Source organism: Streptomyces sp. NPDC110618 (assembly GCF_055657065.1).
The window spans coordinates 1-19797 of record NZ_JBVKBN010000018.1; the positions used below are offsets into that span (position 1 = coordinate 1).

General features: G+C 73.2%; 19 protein-coding genes. 10 read left to right on the forward strand and 9 right to left on the reverse strand.

All coding sequences use genetic code 11. The annotated features are described in order from the left end of the window. Window positions 1–164 precede the first annotated feature (164 nt). Window positions 165–419 carry a hypothetical protein gene (locus ACZ7L7_RS27055; protein WP_285514804.1) on the forward strand — a complete coding sequence of 85 codons (255 nt, stop codon included), beginning with the start codon at window positions 165–167 and terminating at the stop codon, window positions 417–419. Here ACZ7L7_RS27055 and ACZ7L7_RS27060 read toward each other — a convergent pair. Both ACZ7L7_RS27060 and ACZ7L7_RS27065 read right to left on the reverse strand, forming a co-directional pair. Then, window positions 392–1051: an HAD family hydrolase gene (locus ACZ7L7_RS27060; RefSeq protein WP_453604464.1), complete on the reverse strand. Its 660-nt coding sequence runs from the start codon at window positions 1049–1051 to the stop codon at window positions 392–394. The two genes, ACZ7L7_RS27055 and ACZ7L7_RS27060, sit on opposite strands and share 28 nt — an antisense overlap. Before the next feature lie 33 nt (window positions 1052–1084). Then, window positions 1085–2035, reverse strand: a complete 951-nt coding sequence (locus tag ACZ7L7_RS27065) for a hypothetical protein (RefSeq protein WP_285514806.1) — start codon at window positions 2033–2035, stop codon at window positions 1085–1087. Window positions 2036–2349: 314 nt separating this feature from the next. Between ACZ7L7_RS27065 and ACZ7L7_RS27070 the strand changes: the two genes are divergently transcribed. Together ACZ7L7_RS27070 and ACZ7L7_RS27075 are read left to right on the forward strand one after the other, a co-directional pair. Continuing rightward, a complete protein-coding gene (locus tag ACZ7L7_RS27070; protein ID WP_472077543.1) occupies window positions 2350–4869 on the forward strand; it encodes a helicase-associated domain-containing protein in 2520 nt (839 codons plus the stop codon). 60 nt (window positions 4870–4929) lie between these two features. Beyond that, window positions 4930–6573: a DNA repair helicase XPB gene (locus tag ACZ7L7_RS27075; RefSeq protein WP_285514808.1), complete on the forward strand. Its 1644-nt coding sequence runs from the start codon at window positions 4930–4932 to the stop codon at window positions 6571–6573. 171 nt (window positions 6574–6744) lie between these two features. Here the strand turns inward: ACZ7L7_RS27075 and ACZ7L7_RS27080 are convergent, their stop codons facing one another. Next, on the reverse strand, window positions 6745–6930 hold the full coding sequence (locus tag ACZ7L7_RS27080) for a hypothetical protein (protein ID WP_285514809.1): 186 nt from the start codon (window positions 6928–6930) through the stop codon (window positions 6745–6747). 330 nt (window positions 6931–7260) lie between these two features. On the opposite strand from ACZ7L7_RS27080, the gene ACZ7L7_RS27085 reads away from it, so the two are divergent. Continuing rightward, the gene (locus tag ACZ7L7_RS27085) at window positions 7261–9303 is read left to right on the forward strand and encodes a HelD family protein (protein WP_472077545.1); all 2043 of its coding nucleotides are present in this window, start codon (window positions 7261–7263) and stop codon (window positions 9301–9303) included. A 112-nt stretch (window positions 9304–9415) separates the two neighbouring features. Here the strand turns inward: ACZ7L7_RS27085 and ACZ7L7_RS27090 are convergent, their stop codons facing one another. From ACZ7L7_RS27090 to ACZ7L7_RS27100, 3 genes are all read right to left on the reverse strand, one after another. After that, the gene (locus ACZ7L7_RS27090) at window positions 9416–10108 is read right to left on the reverse strand and encodes a copper homeostasis protein CutC (protein ID WP_285514811.1); all 693 of its coding nucleotides are present in this window, start codon (window positions 10106–10108) and stop codon (window positions 9416–9418) included. A 136-nt stretch (window positions 10109–10244) separates the two neighbouring features. Beyond that, window positions 10245–10922: a GAP family protein gene (locus tag ACZ7L7_RS27095; protein ID WP_285514812.1), complete on the reverse strand. Its 678-nt coding sequence runs from the start codon at window positions 10920–10922 to the stop codon at window positions 10245–10247. Window positions 10923–10995: 73 nt separating this feature from the next. After that, window positions 10996–11307, reverse strand: coding sequence for a cold-shock protein (locus ACZ7L7_RS27100; protein ID WP_285514813.1), 312 nt, complete (start codon window positions 11305–11307; stop codon window positions 10996–10998). A 151-nt stretch (window positions 11308–11458) separates the two neighbouring features. Between ACZ7L7_RS27100 and ACZ7L7_RS27105 the strand changes: the two genes are divergently transcribed. Together ACZ7L7_RS27105 and ACZ7L7_RS27110 are read left to right on the forward strand one after the other, a co-directional pair. Beyond that, on the forward strand, window positions 11459–12121 hold the full coding sequence (locus tag ACZ7L7_RS27105; protein WP_285514814.1) for an HD domain-containing protein: 663 nt from the start codon (window positions 11459–11461) through the stop codon (window positions 12119–12121). A 9-nt stretch (window positions 12122–12130) separates the two neighbouring features. Next, on the forward strand, window positions 12131–13231 hold the full coding sequence (locus tag ACZ7L7_RS27110; RefSeq protein ID WP_472077546.1) for a GNAT family N-acetyltransferase: 1101 nt from the start codon (window positions 12131–12133) through the stop codon (window positions 13229–13231). A gap of 15 nt (window positions 13232–13246) precedes the next feature. On the opposite strand, the gene ACZ7L7_RS27115 is transcribed toward ACZ7L7_RS27110, so the two are convergent. Together ACZ7L7_RS27115 and ACZ7L7_RS27120 are read right to left on the reverse strand one after the other, a co-directional pair. Then, window positions 13247–13510, reverse strand: a complete 264-nt coding sequence (locus tag ACZ7L7_RS27115; protein WP_285514816.1) for a DUF4031 domain-containing protein — start codon at window positions 13508–13510, stop codon at window positions 13247–13249. Window positions 13511–13529: 19 nt separating this feature from the next. Beyond that, on the reverse strand, window positions 13530–13949 hold the full coding sequence (locus ACZ7L7_RS27120) for a hypothetical protein (protein WP_472077547.1): 420 nt from the start codon (window positions 13947–13949) through the stop codon (window positions 13530–13532). Between the two features lie 55 nt (window positions 13950–14004). Here ACZ7L7_RS27120 and ACZ7L7_RS27125 point away from each other — a divergent pair, with 55 nt between their 5' ends. From ACZ7L7_RS27125 to ACZ7L7_RS27140, 4 genes are read left to right on the forward strand one after another with little or no spacing between them, the layout of a single operon-like run. Beyond that, window positions 14005–14919, forward strand: coding sequence for a MurR/RpiR family transcriptional regulator (locus ACZ7L7_RS27125; RefSeq protein WP_453604521.1), 915 nt, complete (start codon window positions 14005–14007; stop codon window positions 14917–14919). A 39-nt stretch (window positions 14920–14958) separates the two neighbouring features. Further along, a complete protein-coding gene (gene murQ / locus ACZ7L7_RS27130; RefSeq protein WP_285514818.1) occupies window positions 14959–15894 on the forward strand; it encodes an N-acetylmuramic acid 6-phosphate etherase in 936 nt (311 codons plus the stop codon). A 16-nt stretch (window positions 15895–15910) separates the two neighbouring features. Next, the gene (locus ACZ7L7_RS27135) at window positions 15911–17287 is read left to right on the forward strand and encodes a PTS transporter subunit EIIC (RefSeq protein ID WP_472077548.1); all 1377 of its coding nucleotides are present in this window, start codon (window positions 15911–15913) and stop codon (window positions 17285–17287) included. A gap of 29 nt (window positions 17288–17316) precedes the next feature. Further along, complete coding sequence (locus ACZ7L7_RS27140; RefSeq protein ID WP_285514820.1) at window positions 17317–18279, forward strand: ankyrin repeat domain-containing protein; 963 nt, start codon at window positions 17317–17319, stop codon at window positions 18277–18279. 3 nt (window positions 18280–18282) lie between these two features. Here ACZ7L7_RS27140 and ACZ7L7_RS27145 read toward each other — a convergent pair whose 3' ends face one another. After that, on the reverse strand, window positions 18283–19728 hold the full coding sequence (locus ACZ7L7_RS27145; protein ID WP_472077549.1) for an MFS transporter: 1446 nt from the start codon (window positions 19726–19728) through the stop codon (window positions 18283–18285). Window positions 19729–19797 lie beyond the last annotated feature (69 nt).

Here is a 19797-nt window from a genome sequence, read left to right on the forward strand (position 1 = left end):
GAGACGACACTCGGGCCCCCGGCCTGCCCAACTTCACCCCTCCGAACGAAAACGGTCCACCGACTCCGTCGGCGGACCGTCACGCAAGATCGAGGCTAATGGTCTTCGGGCGGGTGACAAGACGTCCCGGGTTGTTCCCTCGCGCAGGGAACTACCCTGGTCCGGTGCGTGACAAAACCCAAACGAATTCCGCCGCGCCCGGTGACCGACTGATCCGAGTCGGAGGGGTCGTGTTCATCGTCGGCGCCGTGGCCACTGTGGTCACGGTGGCCCCGCTGCTGCTCGGAACGAACCCGTTCCCGACCTACATGTTCGGGCTGAGCATGCTGATGGGCGTCGGTTTCCTGATCGCGGGCGCCGGGGTGTTCCAGTCGGTCTCGGCCGGGCGCCGTCAGGCGCGGGCGGGCGCGGGCCGGTAGGACGCCAGCCACTCGGGGAAGCGCGTGAGATCGGCGAGCACCACGTCGGCGCCGGCCGCGCGCAGGGCGTCGGCGTCGTACGGGCCGGTGGCCACGGCGACCGAGAGGGCACCGGCGGCACGGGCGCCGCGTATGTCGCCGAGGTGGTCGCCGACGTAGACCGAGGCGGCGTGCTCGCGCAGCGCCTCCGCCTTCCGCTCCGCCCACAGGTCGCCGATGATCGCGTCGGGCTCGATGCCGAGGTGGGCGAGGTGCAGCTCGGCGTTGGGCTCGTACTTCGCGGTGACCACGATCGCGCGGCCGCCGGCGGCCTGTACCGACTTGATCGCCTCGGCGGCGCCGGGCAGCGCGGGGGTGGCCGCGATGGCGAACTCCGGGTACATCGCCCGGTACTGCTCGGCGACCTCGGTGACCCGCTCCGCCGGGAACCAGTTGGCGAGCTCCTCCGCCAGCGGCGGCCCGAGCCGGGTGACCGCGAGGTCGGCGTCGATGTACGTCCCGGTGCGCTCGGCGAGCGCGGTGTAGGTGGCGTGGATGCCGGGGCGGGAGTCGATCAGGGTCATGTCGAGATCGAAGCCGACGGTCGGGGCGGACGCGGGCACGGGGTTCTCGGAGGAGGCCATATGGGCCATTGTGCCCGGTGGCGGGGCCCGGCCCCCCGTGACCTACTTCTGCCGCTGCGACCGCCAGACCAGGTAGAGCGCCGACGCGACGGCGGCGCCGCGCACCACCCAGGGCCAGGTCTCCCCGATGGCGTCGCTCATGTGCCCCTCGGCGATGGGCTCGCCCCAGCGGCCCTCGGTACGGCCCCACAGCCACACGATCCCGGCGGTGACCGCGAGCCCCGGGAGCACCATGACGGCGCCCTTCTTCTCGGCCTCGGTGAGCCTGCGCGAGCCGTAGGCGAGCAGCCAGCCGACGGCAAGGACGACGAGGTTGCCGAGCACGGCACCGGCGACCAACGCGGCGGCGGCGAGCAGGAGAAGGGGGTTCTGCCAGCTCTTGCGCACGGGGAGGGCGAGCCCGAGGAGGCGACGCCGGGGGGCCTCCTCCTCCGCCGGTTCCTCCGCCTGCTCGACGACGGCCGGTGCCTTGTCCTCCTCGGGCTTGGCTGTGGGCGGCGGCCTGAGCAGCTCGGGAATCTCCACCCCCCCGACGAACCCCGGTACTTCATCGCCCACCCCGAAGGGCCCGGAATCCACCCGCCACCAGTCGGGCTGGAGGGAACTGTCACCCAGCTCGTGGGTACTGGCCAGATGGGGCGGCGAGGGAGCGTCGGCGGGGGCCTCCTCCGCGGGCCGGGGCCGGGGCACCATCCGCCGGGGCCGCTTCTCCACCCGGTCCGGCTGCGCGGGCACGGCGGCGGCCGGCGCCTGCGGCGCACCCGGGGTGCCCCCGGCGGCGGCGACGACCTCGTCCGGGCTGCCGAGCCGGTCGATGATCCGGCGTACGGCGGCGGGACTGTCGACGGGAACCTTCGCGCGGCGCCGGTCGATCTCGTTGCGCAGCTCCGACACCAGCCGCATCCGGGTCGCCGACGGCAACTGCCGCTGCTGCGCCACGTCTCCGACGCGGCTCAGATACTCAAAGACGACCTGGTCACTCTCAATACCCACCGAAGTCCCCTCCGGGGTGGCCCCAATTGAACCCCCGCGCCACGAAAATACCGCGCCCCGCCCCAAATCCACGTAGCCGCGGGCAGTCGTACCGCAGAGGCGGCGCCCTCCCAGACAGCGCCACCGCCGTATCCACCTAGCTGCGGGCAGTCGTGCCTCCCCCAGAGGGGGGACCCCCAGGCGGCACGGGTGGGCGCAGCGGCACCCCGTCGGCGCCGGGCTGCGCTTCCCACCCCCCGCCCAAGCCCGCACGGCGCCGCGCGGTGTGACCCACAGCAACCCCAGACCCCCACCCACCCGCTACCGTGGACCGGATGAGCGATCCGGCACCCTCGCCCAGGTCCCTCGCGGAAGCGCTCCGCGGGCGGGACGACGCCTCCCTGGCCGTACTCCTGCGCAGCCGCCCCGACCTCATCACCCCGGTGCCGACGGACCTCACGCAGCTCGCGACAAGGGCCGGCACCAGGGCCTCCGTCGTCCGCGCCCTGGAACGCCTCGACCGCTTCGCCCTCCAGACCGCCGAGGCCCTGGCCGTAGCCGCCGATCCCGCGTCGTACGACGAACTGCTCGCCCTCATGGCGGGCGACGAGGGCGACCCGGCCGTTGCGGGTGCCCTCCCCCGCGCCGTCGCCCTCCTGCGCGAGCAGGCCCTGGTCTGGGGCGCCGACGACCGCCTCCGCCTGGTCCGCACGGCACGCGAGCTGCTGACCCCCAGCCCCCAGCACCCCTCCCCCACCGGCCTGGGCCCGTCCGTACGGGAGGCGACGGCGGGCATGTCCCCGGGCCGTATCCAGGAGATCGTCACCACGGCGGGGCTGCCGTCCACCCATGACTCGGTCTCCGCCGTGGCCGCGCTCACCGGCCTGTTCACCGACCGCACCCGCATGGCCGCCCTGCTCGCCCAGGCCCCGCAGCCGTCGCTGGACGTCCTCACCCGCCTGGTCTGGGGCCCGCCCTACGGCCAGGTCACCGCCGACCCGGCCCCCCACCTGCGCTGGCTCCTCGACCGCGGCCTGCTGCTGCCGACGTCGCCGGGGACGGTCGTACTCCCCCGCGAAGTCGCCCTGCACCTGCGCGGCGGTCGCGCGCACCGCGTGACCGAGCCGCTGCCGCCCGCCGTGGAGGCCGCGGCGACGTACCGTCCACAGGTTGTGGACAGCACCGCGGCCGGGCAGGCGTTCACGGCGCTCGCGACCGTGGAGGAGCTGCTGAAGGACTGGGACGAGGGCGGCCCGGCGGTGCTGCGCGCGGGCGGGCTCAGCGTCCGTGACCTCAAGCGCACCGCCGTCGCCCTGGACGTGTCCGAGCCGGAGGCGGCGTTCTGGGTGGAACTCGCCTACACCGCCGGACTGCTCGCCTCCGACGGCGAGGCCGACGAGCGGTACGCCGCCACCCCCGCCTACGACGAGTGGCTGGAGGAGCCCCCGGCGCAGCGCTGGGCCCGGCTGGCGGAGGCGTGGCTTGCCGCCACCCGGGTCGCGGGCGTGGTCGGCGGCCGGGACGCCAAGGACCGCGCGCTGAACGCGCTCGGCCCCGGCCTGGACCGCTCCGCCGCGCCCGAGGTGCGGCACCGGGTGCTGGCGCTGCTCGCGGGCCTGCCGGAGGGCGCCGCCGCGAGTCCGGAGTCGGTGCTGGCCCGGCTGAGCTGGGAGCGTCCGCTGCGCGGGCAGAACAAGGACGAGGACCCGCGCAGGCAGCTCGCCGAGTGGACGCTGGCGGAGGCGGAACGGCTCGGTGTCACCGGACGCGGCGCCCTCTCCGCGCACGGCCGCGCCCTGCTCGGCCTGCCGGAGGCACCGGCCCACACCCCCGCCGCGGAGCCCACCGGCCCCGGCGACAAGCTCCCCGTCCACCACCACCGCCCCGCCCCCGTGGCCCCGCTCTCCGCGCCCGAGCAGGCCAGCGCGACGGCCGCGGCGGCCCGCCTGCTGACCCCGCTCCTCCCCGAGCCCCTGGACCACGTCCTGCTCCAGGCCGACCTCACCGCCGTCGCCCCCGGCCCGCTCCGGCGCCCCCTCGCCGAGATGCTCGGCATCCTCGCGGACGTGGAGTCGAAGGGCGGCGCGACGGTGTACCGGTTCACGCCGGGGTCGGTGCGCCGGGCCCTGGACGCCGGGCAGTCCGCCTCCGACGTGCACGCCTTCCTCGCCGCGCACTCCCGCACGCCGGTGCCGCAGCCGTTGGCGTACCTGATCGACGACGTGGCCCGTAAGCACGGGCATCTGCGGGTGGGCGCGGCCTCGGCGTACGTGCGCTGCGACGACGACGCGATGCTCAACGAGATCCTCGCCGACAAGCGCTCCGCCGGTCTGCGGCTGCGCCGCCTCGCGCCGACCGTGCTCGCCGCGCAGGCCGACCCGTCGACCCTGCTGGAGGGGCTGCGCGCGATGGGGTTCGCCCCGGCCGCCGAGTCCGCCGAGGGCGATGTGCTGATCACCCGCGCCCTCGCCCACCGCACCCCGCCGCGCACCGCGCCGGAGCCGGTCCCGGACGGCCCGCCGGTGCCGGACGCCACGCTCCTCTCGGCGGCGATCCGGGCGATCCGGGCGGGCGACATGGCCTCCACGACCCCGCGCAAGCAGGCCCCGCTCGCGGGCGGCGAGCTGCCCCGCACCGGTTCCGCCGAGACCCTCGCCACGATGCAGGCCGCCGTGCTGACCGGCGAGGCCCTGTGGATCGGCTACGTCAACGCCGAGGGCGCCGCCAGCCAGCGCGTCATCGCCCCGATCCGCGTCGAGGGCGGCTTCGTGACGGCGTACGACCACACCGCCGACGAGGTGCGTACGTACCCCCTGCACCGGATCACCGGGGTGGCGGAGCTGGCGGACGACTGAGCCCGTTCGTTCGCGAGTGCGGCACACTGGACGTTTGGACCAGTCCGGAGGGATGCGTACGTGAACGGACCGCTGATCGTCCAGTCCGACAAGACCCTGCTGTTGGAAGTCGACCACGAGCAGGCCGACGCGTGCCGTCGCGCCATCGCGCCGTTCGCCGAGCTGGAGCGGGCGCCGGAGCACATCCACACCTACCGGGTGACCCCGCTCGGACTGTGGAACGCGCGCGCCGCCGGTCATGACGCCGAGCAGGTCGTGGACGCGCTCGTGCAGTTCAGCAGGTACCCGGTGCCGCACGCGCTGCTCGTCGACGTCGCCGAGACCATGGACCGCTACGGCAGGCTGACGCTGAGCAAGCACCCCGCGCACGGGCTGGTGCTGACCACCACCGACCGTCCGGTGCTGGAGGAGGTGCTGCGCTCCAAGCGCATCGCGCCGCTGGTCGGCGCCCGGATCGACCCGGACACCGTGGTCGTCCACCCCTCCGAGCGCGGGCAGATCAAGCAGACGCTGCTGAAGCTGGGCTGGCCGGCCGAGGACCTCGCCGGGTACGTGGACGGCGAGGCGCATCCGATCGAGCTGGCGGAGGACGGCTGGGCGCTGCGGCCGTACCAGAAGCAGGCCGTGGAGAACTTCTGGCACGGTGGCAGCGGGGTCGTGGTGCTGCCCTGCGGCGCGGGCAAGACGCTGGTCGGGGCGGGGTCGATGGCGCAGGCCAAGTCGACGACACTGATCCTGGTCACGAACACGGTCTCGGCCCGGCAGTGGAAGCACGAACTGGTGAAGCGGACCTCGCTGACCGAGGACGAGATCGGCGAGTACAGCGGGACGAAGAAGGAGATCCGGCCCGTCACCATCGCCACGTACCAGGTGCTGACGACCCGGCGGAAGGGCGTCTACCCGCACCTGGAGCTGTTCGACTCCCGGGACTGGGGCCTGATCGTCTACGACGAGGTGCACCTGCTGCCCGCCCCGGTGTTCAAGTTCACCGCCGACCTCCAGGCACGGCGGCGGCTCGGCCTGACCGCGACGCTGGTGCGCGAGGACGGCCGCGAGTCGGACGTGTTCTCGCTGATCGGGCCGAAGCGGTTCGACGCGCCGTGGAAGGAGATCGAGGCGCAGGGGTACATCGCGCCCGCCGACTGCGTCGAGGTCCGGGTGAACCTCACCGACTCGGAGCGGCTCGCCTACGCGACCGCCGAGCAGGAGGAGAAGTACCGCTTCTGTGCCACGACCGCGACCAAGAGGAAGGTGACGGAGGCGCTGGTCCGGCGGTTCGCGGGGCAGCAGATCCTGGTGATCGGGCAGTACATCGACCAGCTCGACGAGCTGGGGGAGCATCTGAACGCCCCCGTGATCAAGGGCGAGACGTCCAACGCGCAGCGCGAGAAGCTCTTCGACGCCTTCCGGGAGGGCGAGATCAGCGTGCTGGTCGTCTCGAAGGTGGCCAACTTCTCCATCGACCTGCCGGAGGCGACGGTCGCCATCCAGGTCTCGGGTACCTTCGGCTCCCGCCAGGAGGAGGCCCAGCGCCTCGGCCGCGTCCTGCGCCCCAAGTCCGACGGCCACCAGGCGCACTTCTACTCGGTGGTCGCCCGCGACACCATCGACCAGGACTTCGCCGCCCACCGCCAGCGCTTCCTGGCGGAACAGGGCTACGCGTACCGGATCGTGGACGCGGACGAGATCCTGTCGGAGAGCTGATCCACAGGGGGATCCGTGCCTCACCAGCGTGTCTTCGAGGTGCTGTACACCGGATCATCGCGGAGTACATGGTCTCCCGCGGCCGACTGCTGCTGGTCATGCTGCGGATCTTCGACGACGCGGACATCCTGCTGCCGGAGGCCGACTGAGGCGCGCCCGCGGGAGCGGGCGTCACTTGCGGTGGACGCCTGCCTGTTCGGCGTATTCGCCGAGGACGATCACGTCGAGGGCGGCGCGGGCGAAGACCTTCACGGCTCGCAGGGCGTCGCCGAGGCGGTGGTGGTGGCTGCCGAGGACCGGCGTGGCACCGGTGGCCGGATGGGGGCCGTGGGCTGGGTTGATGGTTGCTGCGCTCATGTCTCCATGGTTGCTCGCCAGGGGTAAGGAGAGCATCGGTCCACCGGGCGAATCGGCGCGGGCCCGCCGTACATCTGTGGGGCGAGGGGTACCCCTCGGGGAGGAGGGGGGCGTCCCCTAGGGGATGACCCACGAGGGGGGCGGCGCCCGGGGCGGGCGCGGTGGCGACCGGGGCGCGTAATTCGTTGGCATCCGTCCTGCCCGCTCCCCTAGAATCTCCGCTCTTGCCCGCCTCCCTCCATGGAGTGCCGCCGTCCGGCCGGTACCGGACGGCATCTCGCCGCGCCCGTGTGCGCGCCCGTTCCCGTAGGTCCGACCGGAGGCACCCCCTTGTCCACGTCCGCCGACGACCCCCTTTCCCGTGAGCGCTCCCACCTCGCCGCCTCGCGCGCCGCACTGCGTGCCATGCGCGAGGACGTGGAGGCGCTGGACATCACCGACGTCACCGCGAACTGGGTCAACGCCGCCGTGCTGGCCCACCAGATCGACGAGCGGATCAAGGCGCTCGCCGATCTGAGCGACACCCCGCTGTTCTTCGGCCGCCTCGACTATCTGCACGCGCCGGGCGTGGAGCGGGCCGAGGGCGCGGAGGGCGAGCGCTTCTACATCGGCCGGCGCCATGTGCACGACGCGGACGGTGATCCGATGGTGATCGACTGGCGTGCGCCGGTGTCGCAGCCGTTCTACCGGGCGTCCAAGAAGGACCCGATGGACATCGGGCTGCGCCGCCGGTTCGGGTACACGGGCGGTGAGCTGACCGCGTACGAGGACGAGCATCTGTCCGACCCGGCGGAGACCGCGCGCACCAGCAAGCTGCTCCAGCAGGAGATCGAACGGCCGCGTGTGGGCCCGATGCGGGACATCGTCGCGACCATCCAACCCGAGCAGGACGAGATCGTACGGTCCGGGCTGGGCGGCACGGTGTGTGTGCAGGGCGGTCCGGGCACCGGGAAGACGGCGGTCGGTCTGCACCGGGTGGCGTATCTGCTGTACGCGCACCGCGAGCGGCTGGCCCGGACCGGGACGCTGGTGATCGGCCCGAACCGGTCCTTCCTGCACTACATCGAGCAAGTGCTGCCGGCGCTGGGCGAGTTGTCGGTGCGGCAGGCGACGGTGGACGACCTGGTGGCGCACGTGGAGGTGCGCGGCACCGACGACGCGGCGGCGGCGCTCGTGAAGGGCGACGCGCGGCTGGCGCAGGTGCTGCGGCGGGCGCTGTACGCGCACGTGACCATGCCGACGGAGGCCGTCGTGGTGGTGCGCGGGTCGCGCCGGTGGCGTGTTCCGTCGTACGAAGTGGAAGGCATCGTGCGGGAGTTGCTGGACCGGGACATCCGGTACGGCGCCGCCCGGGAGGCGCTGCCGCAGCGGATCGCGCACGCGGTGCTGGTGCAGATGGAGCGGTCGGGCGAGGCGCCGGACGACCGGGTGCAGGACGCGGTGGCGCGCAACGCGGCGGTGAAGGCGGCCGTGAAGACGATCTGGCCGGCCGTGGACCCGGCGAAGCTGGTGCTGCGGCTGCTGACGGACGCGGAGTTCCTGGCGGAGCACGCGGAGGGCGTGCTGAGCGAGGACGAGCGGAAGACGATCCTGTGGGCGCGGCCGGTGCGGTCGGTGAAGTCGGCGAAGTGGTCGGCGGCGGACGCGGTGCTGATCGACGAGGCGGCGGACCTGATCCAGCGCACGCACTCGCTCGGGCACGTGGTGCTGGACGAGGCGCAGGACCTGTCGCCGATGCAGTACCGGGCGGTGGGGCGGCGCTGTACGACGGGGTCGGCGACGGTGCTGGGCGATCTGGCGCAGGGCACCACGCCGTGGGCGACGCGGAGCTGGGCGGAGGCGCTGGCCCACCTCGGCAAGCCGGACGGGGCGGTGGAGGAGCTGACGGCGGGTTTCCGCGTCCCGACGGATGTGATCACGTATGCCTCGCGCCTGCTCCCGTACATCGCGCCGGGACTGACCCCGGTGGCCTCGGTCCGGGAGAACCCCGGGATGTTCGAGGTACGGCGGGTGTCGGGCCCGGCGGACGTGGTGCGCGCCTGCGAGGAGCTGCTGCGCAACGAGGGCTCGACGGGCCTGATCGCGGCGGACGCCAGGATTCCCGAGCTGGCGGCGGCCCTGGCCGAGGCGGGCCTCGGCCACCTCTCCCCCGGCGAGGAGACCACCGTCGGCACCCGCCTCACCCTGGTCCCGGCCTCGCTGGCCAAGGGCCTGGAGTACGACTACGTGGTCCTGGACGAACCCCGGGCGGTCGTCGACGGCGAACCCGACGAACGCACGGGCCTGCGGCGCCTGTACGTGACTCTGACCCGAGCGGTCTCGGGCCTGATCGTGACGCACAGCGCGCCGCTGCCGCGGCAACTGACGCAGTAGCGCCCCGCGCGGGGCCTGTTCGGCGGTTCCGGGTCACCGGTGTGCCGCTGATCGGCCCGGCCGCCGACCCGAATCCGCCGCACACCGGCCCGGCCGGCGCGTCGCGTGCGGGTCAGGCCGCGTCCACCGCCCGGCGCCACTCGGCCACCGCCGCCTCGGACACCGGCTCGGTCCAGCCGCCGGGGCGGGCGGCACCGCCGATGTGGAAGGCGGTGATACCGGCGGCGAGGAGATGGGGGACGTGGTCGAGGCGGAGGCCGCCACCCACCAAAACCTGCTGGTCGTAGCCGGGCTCGCCGTCGCGCGCGGCCTCGGCGAGGAGGGTGGCCAGGCCCTCGTCGACGCCGGTCGAGGCGCCCGCCGTGAGGTAGGTGTCGAGGCCGGGGAGCCCGTCGAGGGCCTTGCGCAGGGCATCGCGGTCGGCCGCGTTGTCGATGGCCCGGTGGAAGGTCCAGCGGCAGCCGCCGAGCTCCGCCACCACCCGCTCCACCGCGTCCAGGTCCACCGTGCCGTCCGCGTCGAGGAACCCGAGCACGAACTCCCGCGCACCGGTCTCCCGCATCTCCCGGGCGACCGCCACCAGCCGGTCGACGTCCCCCGCGGCGAACCCGTCCGCCAGGCGCAGCATCACGCGCACCGGGATGTCCACCGCCTCCAGGATCGCGGCGACGGTCGCGGGCGACGGGGTCAGTCCGTCGGCCGCCATCTCGGTGACCAGTTCGAGGCGGTCCGCGCCTCCGGCCTGGGCGGCGATCGCGTCCTCGGCGTCGAGGGCGATCACCTCCAGGACTGCACGCTTGCTCATGGGGCCCCTTCGTCGGCGACCAGAGGTCGACTACAGCTCGGCGGGTGTACAGGTCTAGTCCAATTCTGCTCCAAGACTACGCCTGCTACACCGCCCGATTCCGGCAGGTGCCCCGCACGCGACTTCCGCCGCCTGCTCAGCGGCCCAGGCCGGACAGCCCGTCACCCAGGACGCTCGCGCCCAGGAGAAGCAGCACGAGCACCGTGATCACCGTGCTGTTGGCGACCATGAACCGCCTGACGCCGTCCAGGAACGCCGCGGCGCGCCGCCCTCCGGCGAGATGCATACCGACGGCTCCCAGCACGGTGCAGGAGGCGATGAGTACGAATACGGCGATCGCCACGGCGAGGCCGCCGTCGTGGACGCCCGCCTCGACGATCGAGGCTGTGGCCGACGCCGTCAGGACGAGGTTCTTGGGGTTGGCGCCCGACAGCAGCGCGCCGAGGAGCAACGCCCGTCCGGCCGTGGCGTTGTCCAGCGACGCCATCCAGCGCGGTGGCTCCGCCTGCTCACCGGCGCGCGGGCGCTTCCACCACTTCCGCACCCCCAGGACGACGAGAGCTCCTCCCGCCAGCACCCGCCCCCAGTCCGCGATCGCCGACGAGGTGCTCTCGGGGGCGTCGGCCCCGCCGAAGAGCACCGCGACAAGCGTCGCCGCGGCCGCCAGCCCGGCGATCCACCCGGCCGCGAACAGCAGACCGTTACGGCGGCCCTGAGCGCCGGACAGGATCAGAACAATTCCAATGAGAGGGAAGGGGCTGAGCGCGACCGCCAACGCCGCCGGCAGCACGGCCCCTACCGCCTGGATGAGCACCCGATCTCCTCGGTTTCGACCGGAACATGGATCGACGCACGGCCGCACCGGGCTGCGCACGAGCCGTGCGTGATCAGGAATCGAACCCGATGTCCAGCCCGGACGAGTAGCCCGGACCGTCGCCTCCATCCGAAGGACGGCGCACTCCGGCGTCGGGCCGGACGCAAATGGCACGCCAGCGGTATCCGTCCTGCTCGGCCCCCTCGGCCGAGAAGGAGACGAGCTGACCCGCGGTCAGCTCCCGGAAGCCCTCGGCCTGGACGGCCGAGAAGTGCGCCCATACCGGGTCGGGCAGGGCATCGGAAGAGAGGACGCCCCACCCCTCTTCGCTGTGCCACGCGAGCACACGGCCGACAAACACGTCTTCAGGCCCGACGTCAGGCACGCTCCTGGCCCCCCTCCGCGCCATCGGCGCATCGCCGCTCAGCACGCAGTGCGATCAGCGGCACTTCGCCGAATTCCTGGCAAATCCAACAAAACACCCTGAAACACTACCTGCCCCGACCGATGGCCCGCCCAGCGGCGACAATGGCCCCATGGCCGACCTCGACGCCCTGCGCTCCCGTTTCGTCCACGCTCTCGACGCCGCCCGCGGGCCCGGGGATGGGCCCGATGCGGGGGTGTATGCCGAGCGGTTGCTGGAGCGGTGGCGGGAGCCGCAGCGGAAGTACCACACGGTGACGCATCTGGCCGACGTGCTGGACCGGGTCGACGTGCTGGAGGAATACGCCGACGATCCGGACGTGGTGCGGCTCGCCGCCTGGTTCCACGACGCGGTCTACCTGCCGGACCGGTCCGAGAACGAGGAGCGGTCCGCGCGGCTCGCCGAGCGGGCGCTGGCCGAGGCGGGACTGTCGGCGGAGAAGACCGCCGAGGTGGCCCGGCTGGTGCGGCTGACCGTGACGCACGACCCGGCCGACGACGACCGCGACGGCCAGGTGCTGTGCGACGCCGACCTCGCCGTGCTCGCGGCGCCGCCCACCGCGTACGCCGCGTACACGGCCGCCGTCCGCGAGGAGTACCACTTCGTGCCGAGCGACGCCTTCCGCGCCGGGCGGGCGGCGATTCTGCGTCAACTCCTGGAGCTGCCCCGGCTGTTCCGGACGCCGTACGGGGCCGAGAAGTGGGAGGCCACGGCCCGGTACAACCTGCGGGCGGAGCTGGAAATGCTGTCGCTGCCCTCCGCGCCGTCCGCTTAGTGTGCCCGTATGGGACACAGGGGCGGGGAACACGTGCGGCAGGCGGTGGCGGGCTCGGTGGCGCTGCTGGGGACGGCGGTGGACCGGGACTGGGCGGCGGTGCGCGCCGGGCGACTGGAGTGGAGCTGCCGGCGCACGGCCGAGCACATCGCCGACGACCTGATCGCGTACGCGGGGCGGCTGGCCGCGCGGGCGGACAGTTCCGTCCCCTTCGACCTCACCCTCGACGGCGACGCCGACAACGAGGACGTCCTGCGGGTCATCGAGGCCATGGGCGCCCTGCTGGTCGCCGCCGTGCGCACCGCCCCGCGCGCGGTGCGCGCCTACCACCCCTACCCGTTCCGCTCCGCCAACCGCGAGGGCTTCGCCGCGATGGGCGTCGCCGAGGTGCTGCTGCACACGCGGGACATCGCCGAGGGACTGGAACTGCCGTACGAACCGCCCGCCGCGCTGGCCGAGTACGTGCTCACCACGATCTTTCCGCAGGTCCAGCCGGGCCCCGCCCCGTGGCCCACCCTGCTGTGGGCCACCGGGCGCGGCGAGCTGCCCGGCCGGGCGCCGGTCACCGAGTGGCGCTGGCAGAACAACCTCGTCCTGCCCGCCGACCGGCTCACCCTCGAAGGCATCACGCCGGCGGCGGCCGCGGACCTCGCCGCGGGCGGCGACGGCGGTTTCGACTGGGTCGAGGGCGGCCCGTACGAGGGCACCCGGGAGGCCTCCGGGATGCTGGTCAAGGCGTACAAAGCGGGTGTGCACCGGCCGGAGTTCGGGGTGTTCGTGCTGGTCCGCCGGGAGGACGACCGCGCCGTGGGCGGCCTCGGCTTCCACGGCGCCCCGGACGAGGAGGGCCGGGTGGAGATCGGCTACGACCTCGCGGCACCGGCGCGCGGCAACGGCTACGCCACCGAGGCGCTCCAGGCGCTGTCCGCGTGGGCGCTGGCCAGGGACGACGTACGCACCCTGATGGCGACCGTGGAGCACGTCAACTGGCCCTCGCAGGCGGTCGTCAAGCGGGCCGGGTTCGTACGGGCCACGCTGGAGGAGGAGCGGGCGACGAGCGAGAGCCGGGAGTCGGACGAACCGCTCCATGTGTATCTGCGGTCCGCTTAGGCGCTGTTACCCGCTCTACGCGCTGTACTTGCGGCGCCTGAGTCCCGCCCCGCGCAACAGCCGGACGACCTCCCGGCTGCTGACCTCCACGGCGCCCGCGGCCACCGCGTCGGCGTAGCGGTGGGAGGGCAGGTCGTAGTGGTCCCGTTCGAAGGCGCGCCGGGGGACGCCCAGAGCGGCGGCGAAGGCGTGGAGTTCGGCGTAGGAGACGTCCGAGACCAGGTGGGACCACATGCGGCCGTGGCCGGGCCAGGTGGGAGGGTCGATGTACACCGTCACGAGGCCCGCCCCACGCGGCTCACGAGGAACCCGCCCCGCCCGTCGTGCTGCCCAGGTTGCCCACCGACGCCACCTTCACGCCCGCCTTGTGGCACACCCAGTGCGGATCGGGGCCCAGTTCCGGCTCCACGTCCAGCGCGTGCGGGTCGCCGGAGCCGCACACCGGGCACAGCGGCCAGCGGCCGTACCGCTCCAGCAGGGCGTCCTGCACGTCCTGGGCGATCAGACCGGCGACGAACCCGGCGCCCTCCGGCCACTGCTGCACCCACCAGCGCCGCTCCGTGACGGACTCCTCCACCAGCGACACCACGTCCGCCTCGGCGACCCGGCCCGCGACCAGATCGGCGAGGACCAGCGCACGCGCCGCGTGCAACGCCTGTTCCAAGTGGCTGACGAGGCGGCCGGAGGGGTTGCCGGAGGGGTTGCCGGAGGGATCCATGCCCCTATTGTGCGCACTCTTGACCGCGACACTGAAGCGAAAATATCTTTCAACAGTGACCCAGCGCGTGAAGGAAACTTTCGAGAAGCCCAGCGGTCCCCCGCCCGCGCCCGCCGCCCTCGCGGCGAAGGTGCGGACCCTGGCGCCGTCCATGACCCGCTCCATGCAGCGGGTCGCCGAGGCCGTCGCCGGTGACCCCGCGGGCTGCGCCGCGCTCACCGTCACCGGACTCGCGGAGCTGACCGGCACCAGCGAGGCCACCGTCGTACGCACCGCCCGGCTGCTCGGCTACCCCGGCTACCGCGATCTGCGCCTGGCCCTCGCCGGACTCGCCGCCCAGCAGCAGTCCGGCCGGGCGCCCGCCCTCACCACCGACATCGCGGTGGACGACCCCATCGCCGACGTCGTCGCCAAACTCGCCTACGACGAGCAGCAGACCCTCGCCGACACCGCCGCAGGGCTGGACACCGCCCAGCTCGGCGCCGCCGTCACCGCGCTCGCCAACGCCCGCCGGATCGATGTGTACGGCGTCGGCGCCTCCGCCCTGGTCGCCCAGGACCTCATGCAGAAGCTGCTGCGCATAGGCCTGATAGCCCACGCGCACAGCGACCCGCACCTCGCCGTCACCAACGCCGTGCAGTTGCGCGGCGGCGACGTGGCCGTGGCGTTCACCCACTCCGGCTCCACCGGGGACGTGATCGAACCGCTGCGGGTCGCCTTCGAGCACGGCGCGACCACGGTCGCCGTCACCGGACGGCCGGACGGTCCCATCGCCCAGTACGCCGACCACGTGCTGACCACCTCCACCGCCCGCGAGAGCGAGCTGCGCCCCGCGGCCATGTCCTCCCGCACCAGTCAACTACTCGTCGTGGACTGCCTGTTCATCGGTGTCGCGCAGCGGACCTACGAGGCCGCCGCGCCCGCCCTGTCGGCGTCCTACGAGGCCCTGGCCCACCGGCACCGCCGGTAGTTCCGACCGCCAGGACGCACCCGCACCCGGAAAGAGCCCATGACCTCCACGTCCGACCCCCGTCGGCTGCGCGCCGAGCTGGAGACGCTGACCACCGAGGCGTTCCGCCCCGACCGCGCCGACATCGACCGGCTGCCCACCCTCGAACTGGCCCGCCTGATGAACGGCGAGGACGCCTCCGTACCGGCCGCCGTCGCCGAGCGGCTGCCCGAGATCGCCGCCGCCATCGACGCCGTCGCCGCCCGCATGGCCCGCGGCGGACGCCTGATCTACGCCGGGGCCGGCACCGCCGGACGGCTCGGGGTGCTCGACGCCTCCGAGTGCCCGCCCACCTTCAACACCGAGCCCGGCCAGGTCGTCGGCCTGATCGCGGGCGGCCCGACGGCCATGGTGAGCCCGGTCGAGGGCGCCGAGGACTCCGAGGAGCTGGCCCGCGCCGACCTCGACGCGCTCACGCTCACCCCCCAGGACACGGTGGTCGGCGTCTCCGCCTCCGGCCGCACGCCCTACGCCATCGGCGCCGTCGAACACGCCCGCGCGCTGGGCGCACTGACGATCGGCCTGTCCTGCAACGCGGGCAGCGCGCTGGCGGCCGCCGCCGAGCACGGCATCGAGATCGTGGTGGGCCCCGAGTTCCTCACCGGCTCCACCCGGCTGAAGTCCGGCACGGCGCAGAAGCTGGTGCTCAACATGATCTCGACGATCACGATGATCCGGCTGGGCAAGACCTACGGGAACCTGATGGTCGACGTGCGCGCCTCCAACGACAAGCTGCGGGCCCGCTCCCGGCGGATCGTGGCGCTGGCCACCGGCGCGGACGACGAGGAGATCGAGCGGGCGCTGGCCGCCACGGACGGCGAGGTGAAGAACGCCATCCTGGCGATCGTCACCGGCCTGGACGGCCCTACGGCCGCCCGCCTTCTGGAGGAGTCCGGCGGCCATCTGCGCGCCGCGCTGGCGGCGGCGGGCGGCTGAACCGCACGCTCGGGGGGTGACCACCTCGTACAACACCGCCGCCGCCCTCCTCCCTCTGGTCGGCGGCCCCGCGAACATCACCTCCGTCGCCCACTGCATGACCCGGCTGCGGCTGGGCCTGGCCGACCGCTCCCTGGTGGACGAGGAGGCGCTGCGGGCGGTGCCCGGGGTGCTGGGGGTGGTCGAGGACGACACGTACCAGATCGTGCTGGGGCCGGGGGTGGTGGCGCGGGTGACGGCGGAGTTCGAGGCGCTGCTCACCTCCGCCGGTCAACTGGCCGCGAAGGGCGAGGCGTTGAAGGCGGAGGCCAAGTCCCGCAACGCGACCCCTGGCAAACTCCTGCTGCGCCGCCTGGCGAACATCTTCGTCCCGCTGATCCCGGCGCTGATCGGCTGCGGCATCCTCGCCGGGGTCAACGGCCTGCTGGTGAACCTGGGATGGCTGCCCGGCGTGACAGCGGCACTGTCCGTGCTCCCCGCCGCCTTCATGTCCCTGATCGCGGTGTTCGTCGGCCACAACACGGCCAAGGAGTTCGGCGGCACCCCCGTCCTGGGCGGCGCGGTCGCGGCGGTCGTGGTGTATCCCGGGGTCGCGAAGGTGACCGCGTTCGGGGTGACCCTCGCTCCCGGCCAGGGCGGAGTCCTGGGCGCCCTGGCGGCGGCGCTGCTCGGCACGTACGTGGAGAAGTGGTGCCGGGGCCGAGTACCGGGCGCGCTGGACGTCCTGCTCACCCCCACAGTGACGGTCCTCGTCGCGGGCCTCGGCACGCTCTACGGCCTCATGTACACGGCCGGCGAGATCTCCACCGCCATCGGCACGGCGGCGAACTGGCTGCTGTCCACCACGGGCGCCTTCGCGGGCCTGGTCCTCGGCGGCCTCTTCCTCCCCCTGGTCATGCTGGGCCTGCACCAGGCCCTGATCCCCATCCACACCACACTGATCGAACAACAGGGCCACACCGTCCTGCTGCCCATCCTGGCCATGGCAGGCGCAGGCCAGGTCGGCGCGGCCCTCGCGGTCTACGTCCGTCTCCACCACGACACCTCCCTGCGCACAACCATCAAGTCCGCCCTCCCGGCAGGCCTGTTGGGCGTCGGCGAACCCCTGATCTACGGCGTCTCCCTCCCCCTCGGCCGCCCCTTCCTCACGGCCTGCGTCGGCGGCGCCGCGGGCGGCGCCTTCATCGGCACCTTCGCCATGCTCGGCAACCACGTGGGCTCCACCGCCATCGGCCCCTCGGGCTGGGCCCTGTTCCCCCTGCTCTCCGGCGACGGCAACTGGACAACAACGGTCACGGTGTACGCGGGCGGCCTGATCACGGGGTACGTGGTGGGGTTCGGGGCGACGTATCTGTTCGGGGGGCTGCAGCGGGCGGCCGGGGAGCGCGGCTGACTGTCAGTGGTGCCTGCGAGGGTGTCGGTATGACTGCGGACACCCACGGCTGGACGGACGTGCCCTACCCCGACTGGGAGGACATCGAGGAGATACGGCGGCTCCTGGACGCCGGGGCCGATCCGGAGCGGTTGGCGTACGGGGGCGCGCGGCCCCTGCATCTGGCGGCGCTGTTCGGTTCGCCGGAGGTCGTCGCCGAGCTGGCGCGGCGGGTGTCCGACGTGGACGCGCTGGAGAACGGGACGACCGCGCTGTGGGAGGCGGTCGTGGGCGGGCGCACGGAGAACGCGCGTGTGCTGGTGGCCGCGGGCGCGGACCCCGAGTGGGCCGGGTTCGGCGGCTGGACCCCGGCCCGGCTGAGCCTCGCGGGGCCCGAACCGGACCTGTTCCCGGGGGCCGGGCCCGCTCTGACGGACGCCGAGCGTGCCGTCGCGGAGGAGGGCAGACGGCTCACCTCGGCTCTGGGGTCACCCTGCATCGAAGGCTACGGCCTGGCCTGCGTCGCCGGGATCGACGCCGAGGAGGCGATACGCCGCCTGGCGGTGACCCCGGCGGATCCGGAGTTCATCGCCGAACTGCTGGAGTGCTCCTGGGAGTTCGAGCTGGACGAGGTCCTGCCTTTCGTCGGCGTGACCGACGTGCCCGGCGGCTGCGTGGTCGCCCAGCCCTGGGGCTTCGCACCCCAGCGGCCGGTCGCCATGCGGCTGCTGTCCGAGGGCACGCTGGCCTACGGGCTGTACGCCAACCCGGCGAGCGGCAACCAGGGATGCGTCTACCGCAACGGCACTTGCGAGGGCTGGGACCTGCATCCGGGCGGTGGCCCCGACGCGGACGAAGCCCCGGAGCAGGTCCTCTTCTCGTACGTGTACACCCTCAAGGCCGTGCACTACTGCTTCGCCTACACCGGCCTGTGTCCGGTGGACGCCCGCTCGGTCACCGGTCGGCCGGACCACTGGGTGGAGCTGCCCGAGCGGGACTATTACGCGAGCTGAGGCTCAGGACTTGGCCGCTGTCCCGACCGGGGGCTCCGGGGCCGTGACCGGGGTCGGGGGGACGCCCTGGCGGGGGATGAAGGACGCGACCGCGAAGGCGAGCAGGGCGGCTCCGGCGCCGACGGCGAGGACGACCTTGAAGCCGTTCTCCGAGGGGAGGGCGTAGCCGCCGAAGTTCGTGGTCATCTGGGCCAGGATGACGCCCGCGATGGCGCTGGCCGTGGAGGTGCCGATGGAGCGCATCAGGGTGTTGAGGCTGTTCGCGGCGGCCGTCTCGGAGGCGGGCACCGCGCCCATGATGAGCGCGGGCATCGAGCCGTAGGTGAAGCCGATACCGGCTCCGATGACGCAGGACACCAGCACGAAGTGCCAGACCTCGGACATCAGCAGGATGTTCAGGCCGTACCCGGCGGCCACGATCAGGGCGCCGATCATGAGGGTGACCTTCGGGCCGCGGGCCCGGGAGACGGCGGCCGAGACCGGGGCCGTGGCCATCATGACCAGGCCGGAGGGGGCCATGACCAGGCCCGCGACCAGCATGGAGCGGCCGAGGCCGTAGCCGGTCTGCTCGGGGAGCTGGAGGAGCTGGGGCAGCACCAGGGACATCGCGAACATGGCGAAGCCGACGGCTATCGAGGCCAGGTTGGTGACCAGCACCTGGCGGCGGGCCGTGGTGCGCAGGTCGACCAGCGGCTGGGCCACCCGCAGCTCCCACCAGCCCCAGGCGGGGAGGATCAGCACCGTCGCGGCGAACAGGCCGAGCGTGGTGGCGCTGGTCCAGCCCCAGTCGGCGCCCTTGGAGATGGCCAGCAGCAGGCAGATCAGGCCGGCGGCCATGCCTACGGCTCCGAGCAGGTCGAAGCGGCTGCCCGTGCGCACCTTCGACTCCGGGACGAACAGCACCACCAGCACGGTGGCGGCGGCGCCGAGGACGGCCGAGGTCCAGAACAGGGTGTGCCAGTCGAAGTTGTCGGCGATCAGCGCGGCGGCCGGGAGGCCGAGGGCACCGCCGATACCGAGGGAGGCGCTCATCAGCGCGGTGGCCGAGGCCAGCCGCTCGGCGGGCAGGACGTCCCGCATGATGCTGATGCCGAGCGGGATCACACCGGAGGCCAGGCCCTGCAGCACGCGGCCGACGATCATCAAGACCAGTGACTCGCTGAGCGCGCACACCAGTGAGCCCGCGACCAGCAGCACGGCGCTGACCAGCAGCATCCGCCGCTTGCCGACCATGTCGCCGAGCCGCCCGACGACCGGCGTGGCCACGGCGGCGGCGAGCAGGGTGGCGGTCACCGCCCAGGCGGTGTCCGAGGCCGGGGCGTCGAGCAGCCTCGGCAGCTCGGGGACGATCGGAATGACCAGGGTCTGCATCAGCGAGACGACGATGCCTGCGAGGGCGAGCACCGCCACCACGGCATTCGACCGCGGCGGCGCGGGCGTGTCGGACATGAGAGGGCCTCCGTCGGCCGAGAAGGGGATGCACGGAAGAGCTTGACTCGGGCAACTTTAAGTCAGGTG

Excerpts from the sequence above, each read along its gene's own strand:
- ACZ7L7_RS27090 (WP_285514811.1), bottom strand. The coding sequence starts at position 10,108 with ATGAGCAAGCGTGCAGTCCTGGAGGTGATCGCCCTCGACGCCGAGGAC.
- ACZ7L7_RS27105 (WP_285514814.1), top strand. The coding sequence starts at position 11,459 with ATGGCCGACCTCGACGCCCTGCGCTCCCGTTTCGTCCACGCTCTCGAC.
- ACZ7L7_RS27060 (WP_453604464.1), bottom strand. The coding sequence starts at position 1,051 with ATGGCCCATATGGCCTCCTCCGAGAACCCCGTGCCCGCGTCCGCCCCG.
- ACZ7L7_RS27120 (WP_472077547.1), bottom strand. The coding sequence starts at position 13,949 with ATGGATCCCTCCGGCAACCCCTCCGGCAACCCCTCCGGCCGCCTCGTC.
- ACZ7L7_RS27110 (WP_472077546.1), top strand. The coding sequence starts at position 12,131 with ATGGGACACAGGGGCGGGGAACACGTGCGGCAGGCGGTGGCGGGCTCG.
- ACZ7L7_RS27145 (WP_472077549.1), bottom strand. The coding sequence starts at position 19,728 with ATGTCCGACACGCCCGCGCCGCCGCGGTCGAATGCCGTGGTGGCGGTG.
- ACZ7L7_RS27070 (WP_472077543.1), top strand. The coding sequence starts at position 2,350 with ATGAGCGATCCGGCACCCTCGCCCAGGTCCCTCGCGGAAGCGCTCCGC.
- murQ (WP_285514818.1), top strand. The coding sequence starts at position 14,959 with ATGACCTCCACGTCCGACCCCCGTCGGCTGCGCGCCGAGCTGGAGACG.
- ACZ7L7_RS27140 (WP_285514820.1), top strand. The coding sequence starts at position 17,317 with ATGACTGCGGACACCCACGGCTGGACGGACGTGCCCTACCCCGACTGG.
- ACZ7L7_RS27080 (WP_285514809.1), bottom strand. The coding sequence starts at position 6,930 with ATGAGCGCAGCAACCATCAACCCAGCCCACGGCCCCCATCCGGCCACC.